Raw genomic sequence first — 20,002 nt, 5'->3', positions numbered from 1 at the left:
GCCTCACCCGATCCGCATCAGGGGCTGGCCGGCGTCGACCTCCTGCCCCGACTGGACCAGCACGGCCTCGACCACCCCGGCGCGCTCGGCCCGGACCTCGACGAAGACCTTCATGGCCTCGATGACGCAGACGGTCGCGCCCGCCTCCACGCTCGCGCCGACCGGCGCCAGCGCCGGAGCGCCGGGCGCGGCGGACAGATAGGCGACGCCGCCCAGCGGCGCGGCGACCACACGGTCATCATGCGCGACGCCCGCGGCTTCGGCCGGCGGCTTGGACCTTTGTCTTGACTGGCGCTGGGGGGCGAGGGCGGCCGCCGCTGAGGCGGTTCCCTGGCGACGGATCAGCTCCAGCGACCAGCCATTCCGGACCGCGCGCAGTTCGGCGAGGTCGGACGACGCCATGGCGTCGATCAGCGTCTTGATGTCCTGGGCGTTCATCGCGTGAAAAGCTTCCGCCGCATGCCGGAAGTCCGGCCATGCGAACGGTAGCGAGCCCGTTTCGGGCGCGCCAAGACCGTTTCTCTCTGTTGCGATAAGGGCGGCTTATGGCGGCTCAGGCCCGGGCGGAAGCGCCAACCGGAAGAGCCCCGGGGAGCTCGGCCACGAGCTCCAGCAGGATGTCGCGCACCGCCTGGGCCGGCTCCGAGAGCGGCAGGTGGTCCGACTGGCACAGCGCCAGCGGGGCCAGGATCTCGGGCTCCACCAGCCTGGAGATCCAGGCCGGGCTGGTCGCCGCGACCTCGCGCGCCATGGATTCCGGCTGGATGGTCGCCCCGAGGCCCTCGGCGATGACGGCCTTCAGGGTGCCGGCGGATTCAATCTCGGCCAGCACCCGCGGCGCGACGCCGAGCCCCGCGCAGGCGTCGTCCACCATCTTGCGGACGACGTTGTAGGGACGGGGCAGATAGAGATCCATGTCGGCGATCAGCCGCACCGGCGTCGTCTCGGGCGCCGGGCCGAGGCTGTTCGGACCCACCAGGAAGAGCGGCTCGGACAGGAGAGGCTGGAAGGCGAGGCCGTGCACGGGCGCGCGGCCGCCGTAAAGCACCGCGAGATCCATGCGGCCGCTCATCACGAGCTCCGAGAGCGTCATCCCGTAGGTCTCGTTGAGATAGAGCACCACGTCCGGGTGGCGGATGCGCACGGCCCGCAGCAATGGCAGGGCCAGGCCGGCGGCGGCGGTGCCCGGCGCAAGGCCGATCGAGACTGACCCCGACAGCGCGCGGCCGGCGGCGTTCATGTCCGCCTGCGCCTGGGCGCATTGGCGCAGGATCAGCTGCGCGTGGCGGTAGAGCACCTTGCCGGCCTCGGTGGGCGTCACGCCGCGCTTGGTGCGCAGCAGCAGTTGCTGGCGCACCTCGCTCTCCAGGGTGGCGAGTTGCTGGCTCAGCGCCGGCTGCGCCACGTGGAGCACGTCGGCCGCCTGGGTGAGGCTGCCGATGTCGACGATCTTCACGAAATACTGCAGCCGCCTGAAATTCATCGGCATCCCTCCGACCCGGGCGCTCGCGCCGCGGCCAGCCATAAGCGGACGCTATCTTGACAGAGCAATCCCGTCTTAGCCCTGTCCGCGCGGCCGGTATAGCGTCCGCCCATCCTGGAACACCATCGATGGGGCGCCTCCGTGAGTGCTGATCGTGTCGCCGCGCGCGTCAGGCGCATCAAGCCCTCGCCCAGCACGGCTGCGGCCGAGCGGGCCAACCAGCTCCGGCGCGAGGGCTATTCGATCGTGAGCCTCGTGGTCGGCGAGCCGGATTTCGACACGCCGGCCCCTATCCGCGCCGCTGCGGCTGCGGCCATGAACGCCGGCGCGACGCGCTATACGGCGCTGCCGGGCACGCTCGAACTGCGCCGCGCCATTGCGGCCAAGCTTCTGCGCGAGAACGGGCTGAGCTACGAGCCGCAGGACATCGTGGTGACCAACGGCGCCAAGAGCGCCATCTACAGCGCGCTCGCGGCGACGCTGGAGCAAGGCGACGAGGTGATCGTCCCGGCGCCCTACTGGGTTTCGTATCCCGACATGGCGCTCGCCTGCGACGGGACGCCCGTGACGGTGGCGTGCCCGGAGGAGGAAGGATTCAAGCTCTCGCCGGCCCGCCTGGAGGCGGCGATCACGCCCCGGACCCGCTGGCTCGTGCTGAACTCCCCCTCCAACCCGACGGGCGCGACCTACTCGCCGGACGAGTACAGGGCGTTGGCCGAGGTGCTGGCCCGCCATCCCGCCGTGATGGTGATGACGGACGACATCTACGAGCACATCGTGTACGGGCCCGGGCCGGCGCCGCATCTGCTGGCCGCCGCCCCGGAGCTGAAGGATCGCACGCTGGCGATCAACGGCGTGTCCAAGACCTATGCGATGACCGGCTGGCGCATCGGCTGGGCTGCCGGTCCGAAGGACCTCGTCGCGGCGATGGACACGTTCCTGTCCCAGTCGGCCGGCAACAGCTGCTCGGTGAGCCAGGCCGCGGCCGCGGCCGCGCTCGACGGCGACCAGGGCTTCGTGGCCGAAAGCGTCGCGACCTACCGCCAGCGGCGCGACCGGACGGCGGCGGCCATCAACGCCATCCCGGGCCTGTCCTGCCGGCTGCCGGAGGGGGCCTTCTACCTCTTCGTGAACTGCGCCGGCCTGATCGGCCGCACGACGCCCGGCGGCAAGCGCCTCGAGACGGACGGCGACGTGGTCCTCTACCTGCTCGAACAGGCCGGCGTCGCGCTGGTGGCCGGGACGGCCTACGGGCTGTCGCCCTTTTTCCGCCTGTCGATCGCGACGTCGCAGGACATTCTCGACGACGGCGTCGCCCGCATCGCGGACGCGGTCGGCAAGCTTCAGTAATCACCGAAACGGGACGAAACCGCCATGGCCGCCATCGAGCTCCACCCCGCCGCGCCGCAGGCCGACGCGGCGATCATTGCCAAGCTGAAGACCATCCCGGTCGCGCTGCTGAGCGACCAGTTCCGCCGCAACCGCGGCAGCAGGGGCCTGGCGCCCTATCATCGCCCCGCGCCCATGGTCGGGACGGCCGTGACCATCAAGACGCGCGGCGGCGACAACCTCGCCATCCTGCGCGCCTATGACGTGTGCCGCCCTGGCGACGTCATGGTGATCGACGCCGAGGGCGACCTCAGCAACGCCCTGGTGGGCGGCATCATGAGTTTCGCGGCCGCGACGCTGGGCCTCGCCGGCATGGTGCTCGACGGCGCCATCCGCGACGTCGCCGAAATCCGCGAGCGCGACTTCCCGGTCTATGCGCGCGGCGTGACCCATCGGGGTCCCTACAAGGACGGTCCGGGCGCCATCAACGTCCCGGTCACGGTCGGCGGCATGGTGGTGCGCCCGGGCGACATCGTCGTGGGCGACCAGGACGGGTTGCTGGCCTTCGCGCCCGACGAGGCGCCGGCCGCCATCGAGAAGGCGATGAAGCAGCACGCGGCCGAGGAGGCCACGATGGCGGCCATTCGCGAAGGACGCTGGGATCGCTCTTTTGTGGACGGGCTCGAGGCTCGCTGCAACAACTGACCCGATGTGCGCTGCTGGGCTGCGCGCCTGCCCGTCGGAGGTCAGCGCCTGACCCTGAGCGGACCTATTCGGCCAGTTCGCGCATCACCTTGATGAGGTCCGACTTGCCCTCGAATCCGATGCCGGGGATCTCGGGCATGACGATATGCCCGGTCTCCACCTTCACGCCGTCCGGGAAGCCGCCATAGGGCTGGAACAGGTCGGGGTAGCTCTCGTTGCCGCCGAGCCCGAGCCCGGCCGCGATGTTGAGCGACATCTGGTGGCCGCCATGCGGGATGCAGCGGGAGGGGGACCAGCCGAACTGATGCAGCACGTCGAGCGTGCGCAGGTACTCGACGAGGCCATAGGAGAGGGCGCAGTCGAACTGCAGCCAGTCGCGGTCCGGCCGCATGCCGCCGTAGCGCAGGAGATTGCGCGCGTCCTGATGCGAGAAGAGGTTCTCGCCGGTGGCCATGGGGCCGGGATAGAACTCCGACATCGCGGCCTGGAGAGCGTAGTCCAGCGGATCGCCGATCTCCTCGCACCAGAACAGCGGGTACTGACGGAGCATCTTGGCGTAGGCGATGCCGGTCTCCAGGTCGAAGCGGCCGTTGGCGTCCACGGCGAGCTGCGCCTGGCCGCCGATCTCGGCCAGCACGGCCTCGATCCGGCGCTGGTCCTCGGCGATGGACGCGCCGCCGATCTTCATCTTGACGACAGTGTAGCCGCGATCGAGGTAGCCGCGCATCTCGGCGCGCAGCTGCGTGTCGTCATTGCCGGGGTAGTAGTAGCCGCCCGCCGCATAGACGAAGACGCGCGGATCAGCGGTCGTGTTCTTCTGCTCGGCGAGAAGCCGGAACAGGGGCTTGCCGGCGATCTTGGCGGTGGCGTCCCAGATGGCCATGTCGAGCGTGCCCACCGCCACCGAGCGCTCGCCGTGGCCGCCCGGCTTCTCGTTGCGCATCATCGCCGCCCACAGCTTGTGGGGGTCGAGGTTGTCCTCGGCGCCGTTGAGGACGCTGCGCGGGTCGGCTTCCAGGATCCGGTCGCGGAAGCGCTCGCGGATGAGGCCGCCCTGGCCGTAGCGGCCGTTCGAGTTGAAGCCGTAGCCCACGACCCGGCGGCCGTCCCGCACGACATCGGTCACCACCGCGACGAGGCTCGCGGTCATCTTCGAGAAGTCGATATAGGCGTTCCTGATGGGCGACGAGATCGGCTTGGTCACTTCGCGGACGTCGATGATGCGCATGGGAATTCTCCGTTGGGACATTGGCGACGATAGCCCGCGAAGGCCATGGAATGGCGTGGTTGCCGCAGTCCCCGGCCAAAGAGGACCGGGAGCGGGGGGAGGGTGGGACGCGCAGGTACTGAGCGGTTCGACATCTCGATCGAGATCCGCTTATTCCGCTCCCTGTCTCATCGCAACCGAACTGCGGATGAACTCTGGAGCGCGGTGGCTGCGCTCGGCGACAGCGCGCCCGCGCTCATCCGCCGGCCATGTCGAGGGGCTCCGCAAGCCCGCCCGCCGAAACGGGATCGTCGCTGTCGAGCTGGTCGAAGGCGATCAGCAGGGACGCCACGCGGTTCACGGAGGACATGCAGTCCGCCAGACCGGCGTAGTTCTCCACGAACCAGTTGAGGGCGGCCTGGACGGTGATGAACGCGGCGGTCACCTGCGCCACTTCGCCGAGCGACATCGAGCCGAGCAGGTATTTCGGCGCGCACAGCCCCCAGGCGAGGACGGGCGCCAGCAGCAGGTTTCCTTGTGACACCATCGTCATGCGCATGAGCTGGAAGCAGACTCTCCGCCAGTTTGCGATCACCGCGCCGAGCGCTTCCGTCAGCGCATGCTGCTGCTCGGGTTGACCGATGGCCGTCGGCAGCGCCGCGGACCTCTCCTGCAGGTGGGATCCGATCGACCGGAATTGCGCCTCGGCGGCGTTCTTGCTCGCGATCACGCTCACCAGGCGCCGGCCGATGACCATCGCCGCCAGGGTGAGCAGGGCCGAATACAACGCAACCGCGATCACCAGGTATTTGGGGATCGTGAGCGTGAATCCACGCCCCTCGACGATGAGATCGCCCCCGACGTTCCACAATATTCCGATGAAGATGATCGCGCTAAGGACCGCGTTGAGCAGGCCGACCGCCAGCGCGATCGGCGCGTCGGTGGCCGCGCGAGCGTCTTCGGCGATGCGGTACTCAGGGTTCTGATCTTCGCCGACGGTGAACGTCAGGCTTCTGAACCGGTCATGCAGCAGCCACCGATCGATGAGGTGACCGGTCAGCCAGGCGCGCCAACGCCGCTGGGTCGTCATGCGCGCCCACACGGCGAAGACCGTCGCCAGAAGGCTCGCCCCGGCGAGCGGCAGAAACAGCAAGGCCTGGGATTGGAGAGTGGCGCCGTCACGACGGCCGAAGGCGTCGAAGAAGTCGCGCCCCCAATAGTTCAGGCGATACTGGATCGCCAGCTGCAGGATGACGCTGCAGACCACCATCCCCGCGAGACCCTGCGCCTTCCAGGCGCCCGGCCCGCGCCAGAAGCCTGACGCGCTCCGCCAATAGCGCGCAGCCAGTCCGAGCTGCGTGTCAGGCTCGCGCACCCGCCGACGCAGCCGGTACAGTTCGTTTGCAATCACGGCCATCGTGGACTGCTCCGGGAGGCGCGACCGAAGACCTTCAGATCCGCCCGAGCACAAGCAAGACGAGAATAATGATGAGGAGCAGCCCAATCACACCGATGCCGCCGTGACCAAATCCGTAGCCGTAGCCGCCGAAACGGCCGCTGAAGCCCCCAAGCAGAAATATGACCAGAACAATGAGAAGAATGGTTCCAAGAGACATGGGCGTTTTTCCCTCCGGCCGGCGAATCTGGTCCCGGTCAACTCTCAAAACCGCTCACGATGGAGGTCATAGCGATCACCCGAACCAGCAATGAGAGGATGCGGCGACGGGAATGCGCATCGACAATCGAGCATTCCGGTCAGCGCGTCGCAGCGACAGACCGAGCGGTCCCGCAGCAAGGCTGCTGGCGTCGCTGGGCGACGATGCGACGCCACTGATCGACGCGCATTGAGCTGCATCAGTTCCCGCCGGCGCGACAGGTCGACGCTGGCGGGCGCCTGCGGCTCCGACGATGACGGAATCCGTATCGCTTTGCCGTTCCAGCCCCGGCGGGGCGGACCTGACGAGTGCGCCTGAAAGCTGGCGAACGAAGGTGCCACAGAGTCGGAGCCGTGTTTCGCAGGAGCGCTTCCCTGGCGCTGAGCCGCCATTGCCGATCCCGGGCAGCGATCACCCAGCGCACTGGTGCGGCGTGAGTACGTTCGACAGAGTGAATTCGAGGAGCAATTGGAAGCAACGTTCCATCCTCACCTCCATCAGCCGAGCGAATCAGATCACATCCGACCACTATTCAAAAGCGCGATGGGACAGAATTCGTCCGCCGGCGGCTTCGCGGCCTGGCTCGCAACAAGCAGGCGTGCCGCCATCGGCCGCATCGGACGCCGTGCCCGGCTGGGGTCCCACGTGCTCCGGCTCGGGCCTGGCGGCGCCGCTCCACCGGTCGCAGATGCGTCGCCTGGGCTCCTGTCCTTTCGAATGTGAATTTCGACACATACGTCGATCCCGCTCCCGTGCTCCCATGAGGCACGCGACGCCGAACGCAAGTTGGCGGGAGATGTTCGCAGCTCTTTCCGTCGATTTGGCGTTTTGGCGCTCTCTTCACATTGAGGTTGCATGGCGTGCTTGAAGGCAAGGCCATCATCATATTCATGGATTTTTCGATCATGAAACGCGCAGCTTAGCCATAACCAGACTGGTGAACGAATAATCATCGTCCGCCACGACCGGCTTCATGAGAAGTCGAGCGGAGTTCATCGCCATGGCTTCGTCGTCTGCAGGATCGTCCTCCCCTTATCGGAGCGACTTCGGCAGCGTTCAGCGCGCCGAGATCGACTGGATCAACCGGCGTTTCGGCGGGATCGAGCAGCTGGTTTATCCGGCGCAGGACGATGCGGGTTCCCAGGCGGGCGCGGACGCGCCGTCCGCCGCGAAAACGATCCGGGCCGTCGACATCCCGGTCCAGGGGCTTGGCCTCGCCATTTCGGGCGGCGGCATCCGCTCGGCGGCCTTCGCCCTGGGCGCTCTGCAGGCGCTGGACCAGGATCTCGCGCGCAGCAACGCGCCGAATGGCGGCTTGTCGCGCTTCCATTATCTCTCGACGGTTTCAGGCGGCGGCTATATCGGCGCCGCCGTCCGCGTCGGCATGGAGAAGACGGGCGGGGAGTTTCCGTTCGCGACGCAGCCCGGCGACAAGGCGGACAGCCACGCCGTCGGGCATATCCGCAATTACTCGCGCTATCTCGTCCCGCACGGCCTGCCGGACGTCATCGGTTCGGGCGCGGTGGTGCTGCGCGGACTCGTCGCCAACATGGCGATGGCGGCCGCGATCCTGCTGTTCCTGGCCGGGCTGACCGGCATGTTCAACCACAACCAGCAAGCCTATCTGCTCGGCGACGACGGGGGGAGCCTGGTCGAACGGTTCGCCTACACGCAGCTCGCTCTCGGAGCCGGGCTGGCGCTTCTGTTGGTCTGGGCCATCGTGCAGTCCCTGCGCGCCGACCAGGCGGAGTTCAAGGGGCCCCTCTACAAGGCCGCGGTGGTCTGGATCTGCGCGACCCTCGCGATCGCGGCGATGGAGTTGCAGCCTCTCGCCGTCCGCGGCGCGTTCCAGGTCTGGAGCCCGCTGACGTCGCCGACGCCGACGGCGCGGGAGGCCGAGGGGCCGGTCACGCGGCTCCTGGGACTTGCGATGCTGATCGCGCCCTATCTCGCCCCGCTCGCGGCGATCCTCGCCTTCTTCAGCCGGACGCTCGGGGAGACGGTGCGCAAGGCCAGCAGCAAGCCCAGCGCGCGGCCCGTGATCAAGGCGGCTCTCGCCAAGCTCGGCTCGCTCGTGGTCGCGCTGGCGCTGCCGTTCCTCCTGTGGGTGGCCTATGTCCAGCTGACGCTGATGACGGACATCGGCTTCATCCATCGGCCGGTCGGGCTCGCCAAGCTGGTGAGCTGGGCCTGCGGCGCGCCGGACGTCTCGCTGCTGACGCCGCCTCCCGGAAGCGACAGCATCTCGTCCCAGGAGCTCGAGAGGGCCTGCCAGGCGCCCAACCTCATCGCGCCCAGCTTCGCCGCCGCGGGGCTGGGGCTGTTCGTGCTCACCTGGCTGTTCAAGCCCAACGCGAACTCGCTGCACAGGCTGTACCGCGACCGGCTCAGCAAGGCCTTTCTGTTCGACCCGCGCAACATGGATGGCCTGCCGCCCGGCCAGGATCCGCCGGAATGCGGGACCATGGCGCTGGACGACGTCACGGGCGACACGGGGCCGCTGCCGCTGCTCAACTGCGCGCTGAACGTCCAGGCGTCGCGGCAGGTCAACCGGCGCGGACGCAATGCGGATTTCTTCTTCTTCTCCCCCGTGTTCTGCGGGTCCAGCGCGACCGGCTTCGTCAGAACGGGCTCGCGGCCGTCGCCGGATTTCGGTTCGGCCATCGCGATCTCGGGCGCGGCGGCCTCGTCCAACATGGGGTCGAATTCCCTCTGGGGCATGGCCCCGACGCTGGCGCTGCTCAACATCCGGCTGGGCTACTGGCTGGACAACCCGAAGCACCTGGAGCCCGGCTTTCAGCCCACGTCCTGGGAGAAGATCCGCGATGGTCTCGGGCTCTACCTGGTGAGCGAGATGTTCAGCCAGCTCGATGAGCGGGCCGAGCAGGTCTACCTCACCGACGGCGGGCACATCGAGAATCTCGGCCTGTACGAGCTCCTGCGCCGGCGGGTGAAGGTGATCGTGGCCATCGACGCGGAGGCCGATCCCGGCATGTCCTTCGGCTCGTTCGTGGCGCTGCAGCGCTACGCCCGCATCGACCTCGGCGTCCGCATCGAACTGCCCTGGCAGGCGATCGCCGCCGCGACGCTGAAGATCGACGAGGCCATGGCGAATGGAAGGGCGCTGCCGGCGGACCTGCAAAACCACAGGCCGCACGTGGCCGTGGGGTCGATCCACTACAGCGACGGCGAGGGGCGGCTGATCTACGTGAAGGCGTCGCTCACGGGCGACGAGAACGACTACGTCCTGGACTACAAGCGTCGCTACCCAGACTTCCCCCACGAGACCACGAGCGACCAGTTCTTCTCTGAGGAACAGTTCGAGGCCTACCGGTCCCTGGGCTTCCACGCCGTCCACACGGCCTTCGAGGGGCGCGCCACCATCAGCGGATTGGCCGGAGACGCGGCGGCGCGGGCGAAGGGCCTCCGCGACGCCGTGCTGTCCTGACCGGAGCCACGACCACGACCGTTTCGACCGACAGCACACAGGCAGAACGAGGGCGGTTCCCATGGCCACGCTGAACGTCACCCACGACTTCCTCGACCTTGCGGCCCGGCGCTATGGATTCGCGCTTCCCGACAAGGGGCTCGTGTTCTTCGGCGTCCGGGGCGCTTTCCCGGTCAGTCCCGCCAGCGTCGATTTCGCCCCGGCGCGTACGGCCACGATCGGCGCGGTAAACCATCTCGACGTGAACTGCTCCATCGGCCAGTGGGACCGCGAGACTAGGCTGATCGCGTTGTTTCCCGGTTCGACCGCGCCCTCGATGGGCAGCATCGCGGCCGCGAAGACGCGCGGCGGCGCCGGGGCCAACATGCTGCTTCCGGGGCGATACGAGTATGCGATCGGCGTCCACAAGGACGGCCAGCCCTCCGGCCATCCCGCCTTCCGACAGAACTGCTTCTTCCCGGTGCGGCGGACCGCCAACGACACGGCCTACGACAACTTCGATCGGATCGACTTCGGCTCCGGCCCGGGCGACTTCGCCGCCGACAATCTTCATTCGGCCTATCACGACCTGCCGGACCGACGCTTCTCCAGCGCCGGGTGCCAGGTGGTGTCGGGCTTGCCCAGTTCGCCCAGCCGGGGCGGAGCGCGCGAAACCGGCGCATGGCGGGCCTTCAAGGAGAACGCCTACAGCCGCTCGCAGAAGCGCTTCGTGTACCTGCTGTTCACCGGAACCGAACTGGCCGTGCTTGCGGCCTCCAACGCCGCCGAGCTTCGGCAGATCGTGCGCTTTGGCTCGGGCGGCGAGGCCGCGCGCCTGGTTCAGAAGGCGTTGATCGATGTCGGCGATCTCGCCGGAACGGCCGATGGCGACTTCGGCCGGAGCTCGGCCATGGCGCTGGCGGCGTTCCAGAAGCGCGTGCTGGGCCCCGACGCCGTGGACGCGACATGCGGGCCGGCCACCGCCGCGGCGCTCCGGATCGACCTGCCGCTGGTCGCCGCCGCCGGGGCGCCTGTCGCGCCGGCTCCGACCAGGCCGGACGCGGCCGTCGCGGACCTCCCCGACGAGACCGACATTCCGCCCGCAGCGCTGCGGGACGCCCTGCAGCAGACCGGGCTCGACCGGTTCGCGGGCGCGATCAGCGGGGCCGAGCGGACGCCCGCGCTGGCGCGCCAGGCGTTTTTCGACGCCTGTCGCCGGTCCCTCTTCGACGGGGTCCTGCGCGACAGCCAAGTGCGCGGCGTCGAGGACGTGCTGGACGTCTGGGAGCGGAAGGTCGCCGACGGGGACCCCCGCTGGCTCGCCTATATCCTGGCCAGCGTCTTCCACGAGACCGGCCGCCGCATGGTCCCGGTCCGCGAAGGGTTCAAGGACACGGACCAGGCCGCGCGGCTGCACGTCCGCAAGATGTTCGAAGCCGGCAAGATCAAGCGGGATTACGCCGCGCCGGTGAACGGCGTCAGCTATTTCGGCCGCGGCCGGGTCCAGCTCACCCACTTCGACAACTACCAGCGCTGCGCGAGGCGCTTCAACCGGGACTTCGTGCACGAGCCGAACCTGCTGCTGGATTCGCGCATCGACGCCCCTGTGTCCGTGTTCGGCCACATCGAAGGCCTCTGGACGGGCGTGAAGCTGGCCGACTTCATCAAGGGCTCTCGGTGCGACTACGTCGCGGCCCGCCGCATCGTCAACGGGCAGGACAAGGCCGAGGAGATCGCGCGGATCGCCCGCCTTTTCGAGACCGCGGTGCGAGCCGGGCTCGCCGCCGCGACCCCGGCGGCCGCCCGGGGCGGGGCGGGCGCGCGCACGGCCGACGTCACGCCCCCCACGACTCTGTCCAACGCGGACCTCGAACAAGCGGGAGGAGAGCTCATGAGCGCGGAAGCCGACGCCATCAACCTGCGGCTCGACAGGCTGGAAGCCATGCTGGTCCGAAAGGACAGGCCGCAGCCCGCGGCCGCAGCCGCGGCCGCCGACGGCGACGTGGTGGACCCGGAGACGATCCGGGCCATCAAGGGCGTGGTGTCCGAGTTGGTCGCGCGCAACCCGAAGCTGGCGCCGGTCAACAACGCCCTCGGGGCCGGCCTCGGCAACCTGCTCACCGGCAAGAAGACGGCCCTGGGCCTGATCGGATCCGTGCTCGCCGCCATGTTCGAGAAGGCGCCGGCCGGCGGCGTGCTCGACCAGCTCGCCGGCGTCGCCACCAAGGCCATCCCGGCGCTGGGCGGCCTGAGCGGCCCGCTTCTGCCGGTGTTCCTGGCCGTCACGGCCTGGGGCTTTCTCGGCAAGCAGGAGAAGTGGAACCTGGGCGATCTCGTCTCCCGGCGGATGCCGCCGCAGTGAGCGGCGCTGGCCCGACGGGCTCGCCTCCAAGCCTCGACAGGATCAAGGACGAAAGGTCATGGCGCTCGACGACGGGATCAAACTTCTCGGCGGGATCCTCGGCGTGCTGGCCGGCGTTCCGGCGCTGGGCATCTCGCTCTACAATCTCAACAACTACGAGGCTGATCGGCGTGCGAAATCAAGCCAGACGGCCTTCGACAACCAGATGAGCCTCGCCAAGCTCTATATGGAGCGGACATCGGGTCAGTATTGCGAGAAGAAGAACGAAGCACAGCTTTTGGTGAGGGTCACCGGGTATTCCGCCCAGCAGCTCAAAACGGGGTTGGACGAGTCCAGCTCCGCCATCGGGGCGTTGGCGGCCATGCTTCGCGAGGACCTGGAGCGCCACAACTGTCCCGACGACTCGGGCGCGACGGCGAAGACCGAGGAGCGGAACGGGATCGCCAGCGCGGTCCTGAGGCAGGCGGACTCGACCTACGCCATCAAGGAGAAGGTGGCCCAGTCCGCTTCGCCCGCCGCGGCCCCCTCTGGTCTCTATACGGTCTACATCCAGTATCGCGCCAACAGCGATCGCGCCCGCCAGATCCAGCGCGACGTGGACCAGGACCCGCGCTTCGCGGCGCCGGCCGTGGAGGCCGTCGGGCAGACGCCGTCGCGGGACGAAATCAGGATCTACAAGGACACGCCCGAGGACCGGACGCTGGCGGCCGACATCAAGAACAAGGCCCTGCCGGACGCGCGCATCGTCAGCCTCCAGCAGGCCTACCCGAACCTGCGCGCCAGAACCATGGAGATCTGGCTGCGCGACTGAGGCGACAGGGTCAGGGCTTGGGGGCCGTGGGGGTGGAGGCGGGAGGCGCCGCGCCTCCTTCTCCCGTCCAGGCTTTGAAGTCTCCCTCTGACGCCTTCGGCAGCTGCTTGACGAAGGCCGCGATGGACCAGATTTCGTCGTCGGCCACTCCGGCCGATGCGAAGCTCGGCATGCCGGTCATCCGTATCCCGTGCTTCACCACCCAGAAGACGTGCTGCGGCTCGAGCTCGGCCGCAACGTCCTTCAGGTCCGGCGGCGAGGGGTTCAAGCCCTCCGAGAACTTCGCCCACTCCATCCCCGGCGCTCCGTGACAGGTCGGGCAGCCGCGCTGCACGAAGGCCCGGGCGCCGGCCGCGACGCGGCCCTGAAGGTCTGGCGGAGGGGCGTCGGCCGCGTTGCGCCGGATCGAACGGCTGCGGATCTGGACGAGCGCCCAGTTCATGACGGCAGGGTCTTCGACCTGGGCGGCGACGCTGTAGAAGCCGCCAAACAGATAGACCGCTGCTCCGATTGCGACGAGGATTGCGAGCGCGCCGACGACCGCCAGAAACCGCATGAGGTCCTCCTCCTACGATCGCGAACAGCCGTCATGATCACATGATCCAGCAGCCACGCCAATGTGGCGGTTTCGGTTTGCGATCCCTTGACCATAGGGTGCTTCAACTTCCGGTAGTCGTTGACGACTCATGCCAGCGATTGTGGGTGGGAGCAGCGAGCGCCGTACGCGCCCGGGCCTTCGTGAGACCGGCCGTCTGCGCCGTTCGGGAGTGGATTCAGTGCAGCTAGCTCCGTTCCAACGCCGCATCTTTCGCCACGTTTGGATCGCGAGCCTGGCGTCCAACCTCGGCGGGCTGATCCAGACGGTCGGCGCGTCATGGCTGATGACCTCGCTGGATCCGAGCGCCGGCATGGTGTCTTTGGTCCAGGCCGCCAACACCGTGCCAGTGATGCTCTTCTCGCTCATGGCGGGAGCGCTCGCCGACAATCTCGACCGTCGAAAGCTGATGCTGGCGGCGCAGGTGTTCCTGCTGGCGTCCTCGGTGCTCCTGGCCGTGTTCAGCCTCATGGGACTGCTCACGCCGGCCGCGCTGCTAGGCTTCACCTTCCTGATCGGATGCGGGACCGCGATCAACGGACCCGCCTGGCAGTCGCTGGTGGGAGAGATGGTGCCGCGGGCCGAGATTCCGGCCGCCATCGCCCTGAACAGCGTTGGTTTCAACATCGCGCGCAGCGTCGGGCCGGCCATAGGCGGCTTCATCGTCGCCTGGGCTGGCGCATTCTGGGCGTTCGCGATCAACGCCGTCAGCTATCTCGGCTTGATCGTCGTGTTGGCCCGATGGCGTCTGCCGCAGGTCGAGCGGAGGCTTCCGCCAGAGACGCTCGGCAGGGCGATGGCGGCGGGCGTGCGCTATGTGGCGATGTCGCCGCGCATCCTCAACGTCATGGCGCGCAGCTTCGTCTTCGGCGCAGCGGCGATTTCCGTTCAGGCGCTGATGCCCTTGATCGCCCGCGACCTGATCCAGGGTGGCCCGCTGACCTTTGGATTGCTTCTGGGCGCATTCGGCGTGGGCGCGATCGCCGGGGCGTTTCTCGGCGGTGAGATGCGCCGGCGTTCGTTGTCGGCGGAGAGCTGCGTCGCGCTGGCGTTCGCCGGGGCGGCGGCTTGCGCCGGGGGCGCGGCCCTCAGCGGTCGGCCCCTCGTCACCATGGGCTGCATGCTCGTCGGGGGCGCAAGCTGGGTCCTGGCTCTGGCCGGCTTCAACGCCGCGGTCCAGCTGTCGTCGCCGCGCTGGGTCGTCGGGCGCGCCGTAGCGCTCTACCAGATGGCGGCGTTCGGCGGGATGGCCGTGGGGAGCTGGGCCTGGGGGATCGCGGCCGAGCAGGCGGGCACTCGCAACGCCTTGCTCGGCTCAGCCGTCGTGCTCGCGCTGGGCGCGGCGCTGGGTCGTGTGTTCCCGGTTCCTGACGTCCAGGAGCTCGACCTCACGCCGCGCGAGTGGAAGGACCCGGAAATCTCCCTCGACATCCGGCCGCAGAGCGGCCCGATCATCGTGGCGATCGAGTACCGGATCCGCCCGGAGGACGAGCAAGCTTTCATGTCGGTGATGGCTGGCCGGCGCAGGATCCGCCTGCGGGACGGCGCGCGCCATTGGACGCTGATGCGCGACCTCGCCGATCCCACGACCTGGATCGAGCGTTACGACTGCCCCACGTGGCAGGAGTATCTTCGTCAGAACCAACGCATGACGCAGGCCGACACCGATATCAGCAAGGCCCTGATCGCGCTTCACCAAGGTCCCGCCCCGATCGTCGTCCGGCGAATGATCGAGCGTCAGACCAGCTTTCCTGAACATGCGATGTCCCGGGAAGCCGCTCAGGCCGGGTCGTGACTGGCCGTCGACTTGCGTCAGCCGGGGCTCGGCGCAGGCGCGCCGCCTGAAGCAGGGCAGGGACGTCGCGGGCTTCGTCGGCCGGCGAGGCCGGGGGAGGCGACGCTGGCCGGATTCTCCGCCTCCCGCGCCGCGGCGCGGGCCCCGAACCTGGGGTCCTCAGAAATCGACCTTGTCGCCGCCCTTGAGAGACAGGATCTCGCGCGCCTCGTCCGGGGTGGCGACCTCCATGCCGAGGCCCTCGATGATGCGCCGCGCCGACGCGACCTGCTCGGCGTTCGACTGGGCCAGCTTGCCGGGCCCCGCCCAGAGCGAGTCCTCCAGGCCGACGCGGATGTTGCCGCCCATGGCGGCCGCCATGGCGGCGATCGGCAGCTGGTGGCGCCCGGCGCCCAGCACGGACCACTTGAACTTGTCGCCGAACAGCCGGTCCGCCGTCCGCTTCATGTGCATCACGTCCTCCGGATGGGCCCCGGTCCCGCCCATCAGGCCGAAGACGGTCTGCACGAAGAGCGGCGCCTTCACGAGGCCGCGGTCCAGGAAGTAGGCGAGATTGTAGAGGTGCGAGGTGTCGTAGCACTCGAACTCGAAGCGCGTGCCGGTCTCGGACAGCGTGGTGAGGACATACTCGATGTCCTGATAGGTGTTACGGAACAGGATGTCCTTGTTGCCGAGATATTTCGGCTCCCACTCGTGCTTGAAATCCTTGAAGCGGTTGAGCATCCCGAACAGGCCGAAATTCATCGAGCCCATGTTCAGGGAGGCCACCTCCGGCTTGAAGGTAGCGGCGGGACGCACGCGCTCCTGCACGGTCATGGTCGGGGCGCCGCCGGTCGTCAGGTTGATGACGCAGTTGGAGCGCTGCTTGATGACCTTCAGGAAGGGCGCGAAGGCCTCCGGCGTCTGGTCGGGCTGGCCGGTCGTGGGATTGCGGGCGTGAAGGTGGACGATGGCGGCGCCGGCCTCCGCGGCCCCGATGGCGGCGTCCGCGATCTCCTCCGGGGTGACCGGGAGCGCCGGCGACATGGAGGGCGTGTGGATTGCGCCCGTGACGGCGCAGGTGATGATGACTTTGCGGCTCATGGGCGGTTCCCTTTTCCTCGACGGGGGGCTTGATCAGGCGGGGTCGGGCGCGGCGCGCTTGTGGGACGCGAGCGCGGCCAGCCGCTCGTTGCGCCACCGCGTGCGTTCGGCGATGCGCTCGGGCGTGGCCGCATGCGGCCAGGCCGCCGCGACGCGGTCGATATTGGGGCTCTCATAGACCTCGGGCCCGGCGGCGTCGCGGGCCAGCCCCTTGTAGAAGCCGGTGTAGCGGGCGCAGTAGTCCGGGATGCCGCCGGGCGCGTTGAGCTCGATGGTCTCGAACGGCCCCATGAACGACCAGCGCAGGCCGAGGCCGTCCTTCACCGTGTGGTCGAGATCCTCGGCCGAGACATAGCCTTCGCCGACGAGCCGGAAGGCTTCCGCCAGCAGCGCGCCCTGCAGGCGGTTGAGGATGAAGCCGTCGACCTCCTTCTTCACCGTGATCGGGACCTGCCCGATGGCGCTGAACACCTCCCGGGCGCGCTCCACGGTCTCGGGCGACGTCCAGGGCGCGCCGCAGAGCTCGACGATGGGCACGAGGTGAGGCGGGTTCACCGGATGCGCGACGATGCAGCGGGCCCGGCCGGGCAGCCCCTCGGTGAAGCGCGACGCCACGATGGCCGACGTGGAGGAGGACAGGATCGCGTCCGGCGGGGCCAGCCGGTCCAGCTCGGCGAAGATCGCCTGTTTCCGCTCGACGACCTCGGGCCCGTTTTCCTGGACGAAAGAGACGCCGTCGAGCGCCTCCGCCAGCGAGGCCGCGACCGTGATCCGGGCCGCCGCCCCCTGCGGGTCGTCCGCCAGGCCGTGGCGCGCCAGCTTGTCCAGCTCCTCCCGGATCAGGCCCGGCGCGGCCGCGAGCGTCGGGCCATGCGGGTCCGTGAGGCGCACTTGCCAGCCGGCGCGGGCGAAGATGGCCGCCCAGGCCCGGCCGATGAGCCCGACGCCGACAATGGCGACCGTGGTGTTCGAAGCATGCGGCATCACGAACCTCAGCGATGTGACTAGAGCCAGAGCACCTTGCGGCGCAGGTCGAGATCGTCGCGCAACGCCTTGGAGGGGCCCGTGTGGATGACCTGCCCGCGTTCGAGCGCCAGGGTGGCGTCCGACAGCGCCAGCGCCAGATCGAGGTGATGGTCGACGATGATGATGGCGACCTCGCGCCGCAGCCGGTCGAAAGCCTCGAAGAGCTGCTCCACCACGGCGGGCGCGAGACCCTCGAAGGGTTCGTCGAGCAGCAGCACCCGCACGTCGCCCGACAGCGCCCGGGCGACGGCCACCATCTGCTGCTCGCCGCCCGACAGGTAGTCGGCGGGACTGTCCAGCCGTTCGCGGATGCGGGGGAAGTATTCGTAGATCCGCTCCAGCTCCCAATGCACGCCGTTGCCGGTCTGGCGGCGCAGGCGGCCGAGCTCCAGGTTCTGGGCCACCGTCATCCCGGCGAAAAGCCCGCGCCCCTGCGGCACGTAGCCGACGCCGAGCCGCGCCGTCTGGGCCGAAGGCCGGCCCACCAGCTCGGCCCCGGACAGCCGGATGGAGCCGGACGCGGCCGGCGCGATCCCGGTGAGCGTCTTCAGCAGCGTCGACTTGCCGGCGCCGTTGCGCCCCAGCAGCGCGACGACCTCGTGCTCGTGCACGGTGAGCGAGACGTCCCGCAGGATATGGCTCTTGCCGTAGTACGTGTTCACGGATTGCAGGGTCAGCAGCTCCGCCTTCTCGGCGGCGGTCTCGCGCGGCCTGGCGGCGACGCTCGCCGCGCCCGAGCCGATATAGACCTCCTGCACGCGCGGGCTCGACCGGGCGTCCTCGACCGTGCCGTCGAGCAGAACGAGCCCGTCGTTCATGACGGTGACGTGGTCGGCCAGCTGGAACACGCGGTCGATGTCGTGCTCCACCAGCAGCACCGGGAGGTCGGCCGAGATGCGCTTGATGATTGCGCCGATCCGCTGGCGCTCGGCGGCCGCGAGGCCGGCCAAAGGCTCGTCCAGCAGCAGGATGCGGGGCGCGGTCGCGAGCGCCAGGCCCATGTCGAGCAGCCGCTGCCCGCCATAGGACAGGGATCCGGCCTCGGCGCGCTCGATGCCGGCGACGCCGAGGTAACGCACCATCTGGTCGGTCTCGTCCGCGATCCCGGCCAGGGACGTCGCCGGCTTCCAGAAGCCGAAGCGCCCGGCGTGGCGAGCCTGGACGGCGAGGCGCAGGTTCTCCTCCACGGTCAGGCCGGCGAAGAGATTGGTGATCTGGAACGAGCGCCCGATGCCGGCCGACGCGATGGTTTCGGGCGAGCGGCCCACGATGGAGCGGCCGAGCAGGCGCACATCGCCCTGATCGGGCGCGAACATGCCGGAGAGCAGGTTGAACGCCGTCGTCTTGCCGGCCCCGTTGGGGCCGATCAGGGCGTGCAGGGTGCGGTCGCGGATGCTGATCGTGACGTCCCGCACGGCGTTGATGCCGCCGAAGCGCTTGGAGATGCCGGTCGCCTCGAGAACGACGCCGTGGACATGCTCCTTCGGGCGCAGCGAGGCGGGCAGCGGCATCTCCTCGGTGCGGCGCGCCGACATGGCGGCGTCCTCGACCACTCTCTTGCGGAACGGCGCGAGCAGGCGCTCGGCCACGCCGACCAGCCCGGAGGGCGAGAACACGATGAAGCTCACGAAGACGAGGCCGAACCAGAACAGCCAGTTCTCGGTGTAGATGGACAGGAATTCGCGGAAGAGAATGTAGAAGAGCGCCCCGATCGCCGGCCCCAGGAAGCTCCGCATGCCGCCGATGACCACCATGGCGAGAAGCTCGCCCGAGAACGTCACCGAGATCGGCTCGGCCGAGGTCATGCGGTTCTTGTAGAGGAGCAGGACGCCCGCGAGGCCGGTCAGCACGGCGGAGAGCACGAAGGCGGCGAGCTTGTAGCGGTTCGTCGGGTAGCCCAGGAAGCGGGCGCGCTGCTCGTTCTCCCGGATGGCGACCAGCACCGTGCCGACCGGCGAGCGGTGGAACCGCCAGAGGCCGACCAGCACCGCGAAGGCGAGCGCGGCCACGAACCAGTAGTAGGGCGCGGACGCCTCCAGGTCGACGCCCGCGAAGGCCGGCCGGGTGATGCCCGCAAGGCCGTTCTCGCCGCCCGTCACCTCCGTCCAGCGGAACGCGACCACGTACATCATGGCCGACAGAGCAAGCGTCAGCAGGGAGAAGTAGACGCCGCGCCGGCGCAGGATCAGCGAGCCGAAGGCGGCCGCCAGGAGGCCGACCAGCGCCAGCGCCAGCAGCGTCGGGCCGAAGAACGCGCCCGGCATCCAGTGGCGCTGGATGAGGCCGGCCGCATAGGCGCCGAGGCCGAACCAGGCGCCGTGGCCGAAGGAGACGAGCCCCGTATGGCCCACGAGCACGTTCAACGCCATGCAGGCCATGGCGTAGACGACCACCTCCGTCGCCGACGTCATGGTGAGCCCGAGCCCCAGCAGCGCCGCCGGGAGCAGCACCAGCGCGATGGCGGCCGACAGCAGCGGCATCGGAACGCGCGCCAGAATCGCGGATGAAGGGCTCGTCATGGGCG

At 69.0% G+C, this 20,002-nt stretch carries 15 protein-coding genes; 6 read left to right on the top strand and 9 right to left on the bottom strand.

The features are described from left to right. Positions 1-3: 3 nt before the first annotated feature. Together ACYVO7_RS18010 and nac are read right to left on the bottom strand one after the other, a co-directional pair. Positions 4-438, bottom strand: a complete 435-nt coding sequence (locus ACYVO7_RS18010; RefSeq protein WP_460451192.1) for an acetyl-CoA carboxylase biotin carboxyl carrier protein — start codon at positions 436-438, stop codon at positions 4-6. Positions 439-553: 115 nt separating this feature from the next. Then, complete coding sequence (gene nac, locus ACYVO7_RS18005; protein ID WP_460451191.1) at positions 554-1,483, bottom strand: nitrogen assimilation transcriptional regulator NAC; 930 nt, start codon at positions 1,481-1,483, stop codon at positions 554-556. A gap of 141 nt (positions 1,484-1,624) precedes the next feature. Between nac and ACYVO7_RS18000 the strand changes: the two genes are divergently transcribed. Together ACYVO7_RS18000 and ACYVO7_RS17995 are read left to right on the top strand one after the other, a co-directional pair. Continuing rightward, the gene (locus tag ACYVO7_RS18000; RefSeq protein ID WP_460451190.1) at positions 1,625-2,833 is read left to right on the top strand and encodes an aspartate transaminase; all 1,209 of its coding nucleotides are present in this window, start codon (positions 1,625-1,627) and stop codon (positions 2,831-2,833) included. A 24-nt stretch (positions 2,834-2,857) separates the two neighbouring features. Next, positions 2,858-3,517, top strand: coding sequence for an RraA family protein (locus tag ACYVO7_RS17995; RefSeq protein ID WP_460451189.1), 660 nt, complete (start codon positions 2,858-2,860; stop codon positions 3,515-3,517). A gap of 64 nt (positions 3,518-3,581) precedes the next feature. On the opposite strand, the gene ACYVO7_RS17990 is transcribed toward ACYVO7_RS17995, so the two are convergent. The 3 genes from ACYVO7_RS17990 to ACYVO7_RS17980 form a co-directional block, all read right to left on the bottom strand. Next, positions 3,582-4,745, bottom strand: a complete 1,164-nt coding sequence (locus tag ACYVO7_RS17990) for a mandelate racemase/muconate lactonizing enzyme family protein (RefSeq protein ID WP_460451188.1) — start codon at positions 4,743-4,745, stop codon at positions 3,582-3,584. A 235-nt stretch (positions 4,746-4,980) separates the two neighbouring features. Further along, entirely contained in the window at positions 4,981-6,141 is a 1,161-nt protein-coding gene (locus ACYVO7_RS17985; RefSeq protein ID WP_460451187.1) for an SbmA/BacA-like family transporter, read from the bottom strand. 34 nt (positions 6,142-6,175) lie between these two features. Further along, positions 6,176-6,340 carry a DUF3309 family protein gene (locus tag ACYVO7_RS17980; RefSeq protein WP_406855180.1) on the bottom strand — a complete coding sequence of 55 codons (165 nt, stop codon included), beginning with the start codon at positions 6,338-6,340 and terminating at the stop codon, positions 6,176-6,178. 1,039 nt (positions 6,341-7,379) lie between these two features. On the opposite strand from ACYVO7_RS17980, the gene ACYVO7_RS17975 reads away from it, so the two are divergent. From ACYVO7_RS17975 to ACYVO7_RS17965, 3 genes are all read left to right on the top strand, one after another. Then, positions 7,380-9,827: a hypothetical protein gene (locus tag ACYVO7_RS17975; RefSeq protein ID WP_460451186.1), complete on the top strand. Its 2,448-nt coding sequence runs from the start codon at positions 7,380-7,382 to the stop codon at positions 9,825-9,827. 61 nt (positions 9,828-9,888) lie between these two features. After that, positions 9,889-12,168 carry a peptidoglycan-binding protein gene (locus ACYVO7_RS17970; RefSeq protein ID WP_460451185.1) on the top strand — a complete coding sequence of 760 codons (2,280 nt, stop codon included), beginning with the start codon at positions 9,889-9,891 and terminating at the stop codon, positions 12,166-12,168. Between the two features lie 58 nt (positions 12,169-12,226). Then, positions 12,227-12,979: a hypothetical protein gene (locus ACYVO7_RS17965; RefSeq protein ID WP_460451184.1), complete on the top strand. Its 753-nt coding sequence runs from the start codon at positions 12,227-12,229 to the stop codon at positions 12,977-12,979. A 10-nt stretch (positions 12,980-12,989) separates the two neighbouring features. Here the strand turns inward: ACYVO7_RS17965 and ACYVO7_RS17960 are convergent, their stop codons facing one another. Then, entirely contained in the window at positions 12,990-13,535 is a 546-nt protein-coding gene (locus ACYVO7_RS17960) for a c-type cytochrome (RefSeq protein ID WP_460451183.1), read from the bottom strand. 211 nt (positions 13,536-13,746) lie between these two features. Here ACYVO7_RS17960 and ACYVO7_RS17955 point away from each other — a divergent pair, with 211 nt between their 5' ends. Next, a complete protein-coding gene (locus ACYVO7_RS17955) occupies positions 13,747-15,369 on the top strand; it encodes an MFS transporter (RefSeq protein WP_460451182.1) in 1,623 nt (540 codons plus the stop codon). A gap of 159 nt (positions 15,370-15,528) precedes the next feature. On the opposite strand, the gene ACYVO7_RS17950 is transcribed toward ACYVO7_RS17955, so the two are convergent. From ACYVO7_RS17950 to ACYVO7_RS17940, 3 genes are read right to left on the bottom strand one after another with little or no spacing between them, the layout of a single operon-like run. Beyond that, positions 15,529-16,452, bottom strand: coding sequence for a beta-keto acid cleavage family enzyme (locus ACYVO7_RS17950; RefSeq protein WP_460451181.1), 924 nt, complete (start codon positions 16,450-16,452; stop codon positions 15,529-15,531). Between the two features lie 33 nt (positions 16,453-16,485). Continuing rightward, on the bottom strand, positions 16,486-17,436 hold the full coding sequence (locus ACYVO7_RS17945; RefSeq protein ID WP_460451180.1) for a 3-hydroxyacyl-CoA dehydrogenase: 951 nt from the start codon (positions 17,434-17,436) through the stop codon (positions 16,486-16,488). Positions 17,437-17,456: 20 nt separating this feature from the next. Then, entirely contained in the window at positions 17,457-19,997 is a 2,541-nt protein-coding gene (locus tag ACYVO7_RS17940; protein WP_460451179.1) for a branched-chain amino acid ABC transporter ATP-binding protein/permease, read from the bottom strand. Between the last annotated feature and the right edge of the window lie 5 nt (positions 19,998-20,002).

It is taken from the genome of Alsobacter sp. SYSU BS001988 (assembly GCF_054796215.1).
The sequence above is the reverse complement of the archived record's forward strand: the minus strand, read 5'-3'. Positions and strand labels throughout refer to the sequence as shown.

Excerpts from the sequence above, each read along its gene's own strand:
- ACYVO7_RS17945 (WP_460451180.1), bottom strand. The coding sequence starts at position 17,436 with ATGCCGCATGCTTCGAACACCACGGTCGCCATTGTCGGCGTCGGGCTC.
- nac (WP_460451191.1), bottom strand. The coding sequence starts at position 1,483 with ATGAATTTCAGGCGGCTGCAGTATTTCGTGAAGATCGTCGACATCGGC.
- ACYVO7_RS17970 (WP_460451185.1), top strand. The coding sequence starts at position 9,889 with ATGGCCACGCTGAACGTCACCCACGACTTCCTCGACCTTGCGGCCCGG.
- ACYVO7_RS17940 (WP_460451179.1), bottom strand. The coding sequence starts at position 19,997 with ATGACGAGCCCTTCATCCGCGATTCTGGCGCGCGTTCCGATGCCGCTG.
- ACYVO7_RS17950 (WP_460451181.1), bottom strand. The coding sequence starts at position 16,452 with ATGAGCCGCAAAGTCATCATCACCTGCGCCGTCACGGGCGCAATCCAC.
- ACYVO7_RS17995 (WP_460451189.1), top strand. The coding sequence starts at position 2,858 with ATGGCCGCCATCGAGCTCCACCCCGCCGCGCCGCAGGCCGACGCGGCG.
- ACYVO7_RS17990 (WP_460451188.1), bottom strand. The coding sequence starts at position 4,745 with ATGCGCATCATCGACGTCCGCGAAGTGACCAAGCCGATCTCGTCGCCC.
- ACYVO7_RS17965 (WP_460451184.1), top strand. The coding sequence starts at position 12,227 with ATGGCGCTCGACGACGGGATCAAACTTCTCGGCGGGATCCTCGGCGTG.
- ACYVO7_RS17960 (WP_460451183.1), bottom strand. The coding sequence starts at position 13,535 with ATGCGGTTTCTGGCGGTCGTCGGCGCGCTCGCAATCCTCGTCGCAATC.
- ACYVO7_RS17985 (WP_460451187.1), bottom strand. The coding sequence starts at position 6,141 with ATGGCCGTGATTGCAAACGAACTGTACCGGCTGCGTCGGCGGGTGCGC.
- ACYVO7_RS17975 (WP_460451186.1), top strand. The coding sequence starts at position 7,380 with ATGGCTTCGTCGTCTGCAGGATCGTCCTCCCCTTATCGGAGCGACTTC.
- ACYVO7_RS17980 (WP_406855180.1), bottom strand. The coding sequence starts at position 6,340 with ATGTCTCTTGGAACCATTCTTCTCATTGTTCTGGTCATATTTCTGCTT.
- ACYVO7_RS18010 (WP_460451192.1), bottom strand. The coding sequence starts at position 438 with ATGAACGCCCAGGACATCAAGACGCTGATCGACGCCATGGCGTCGTCC.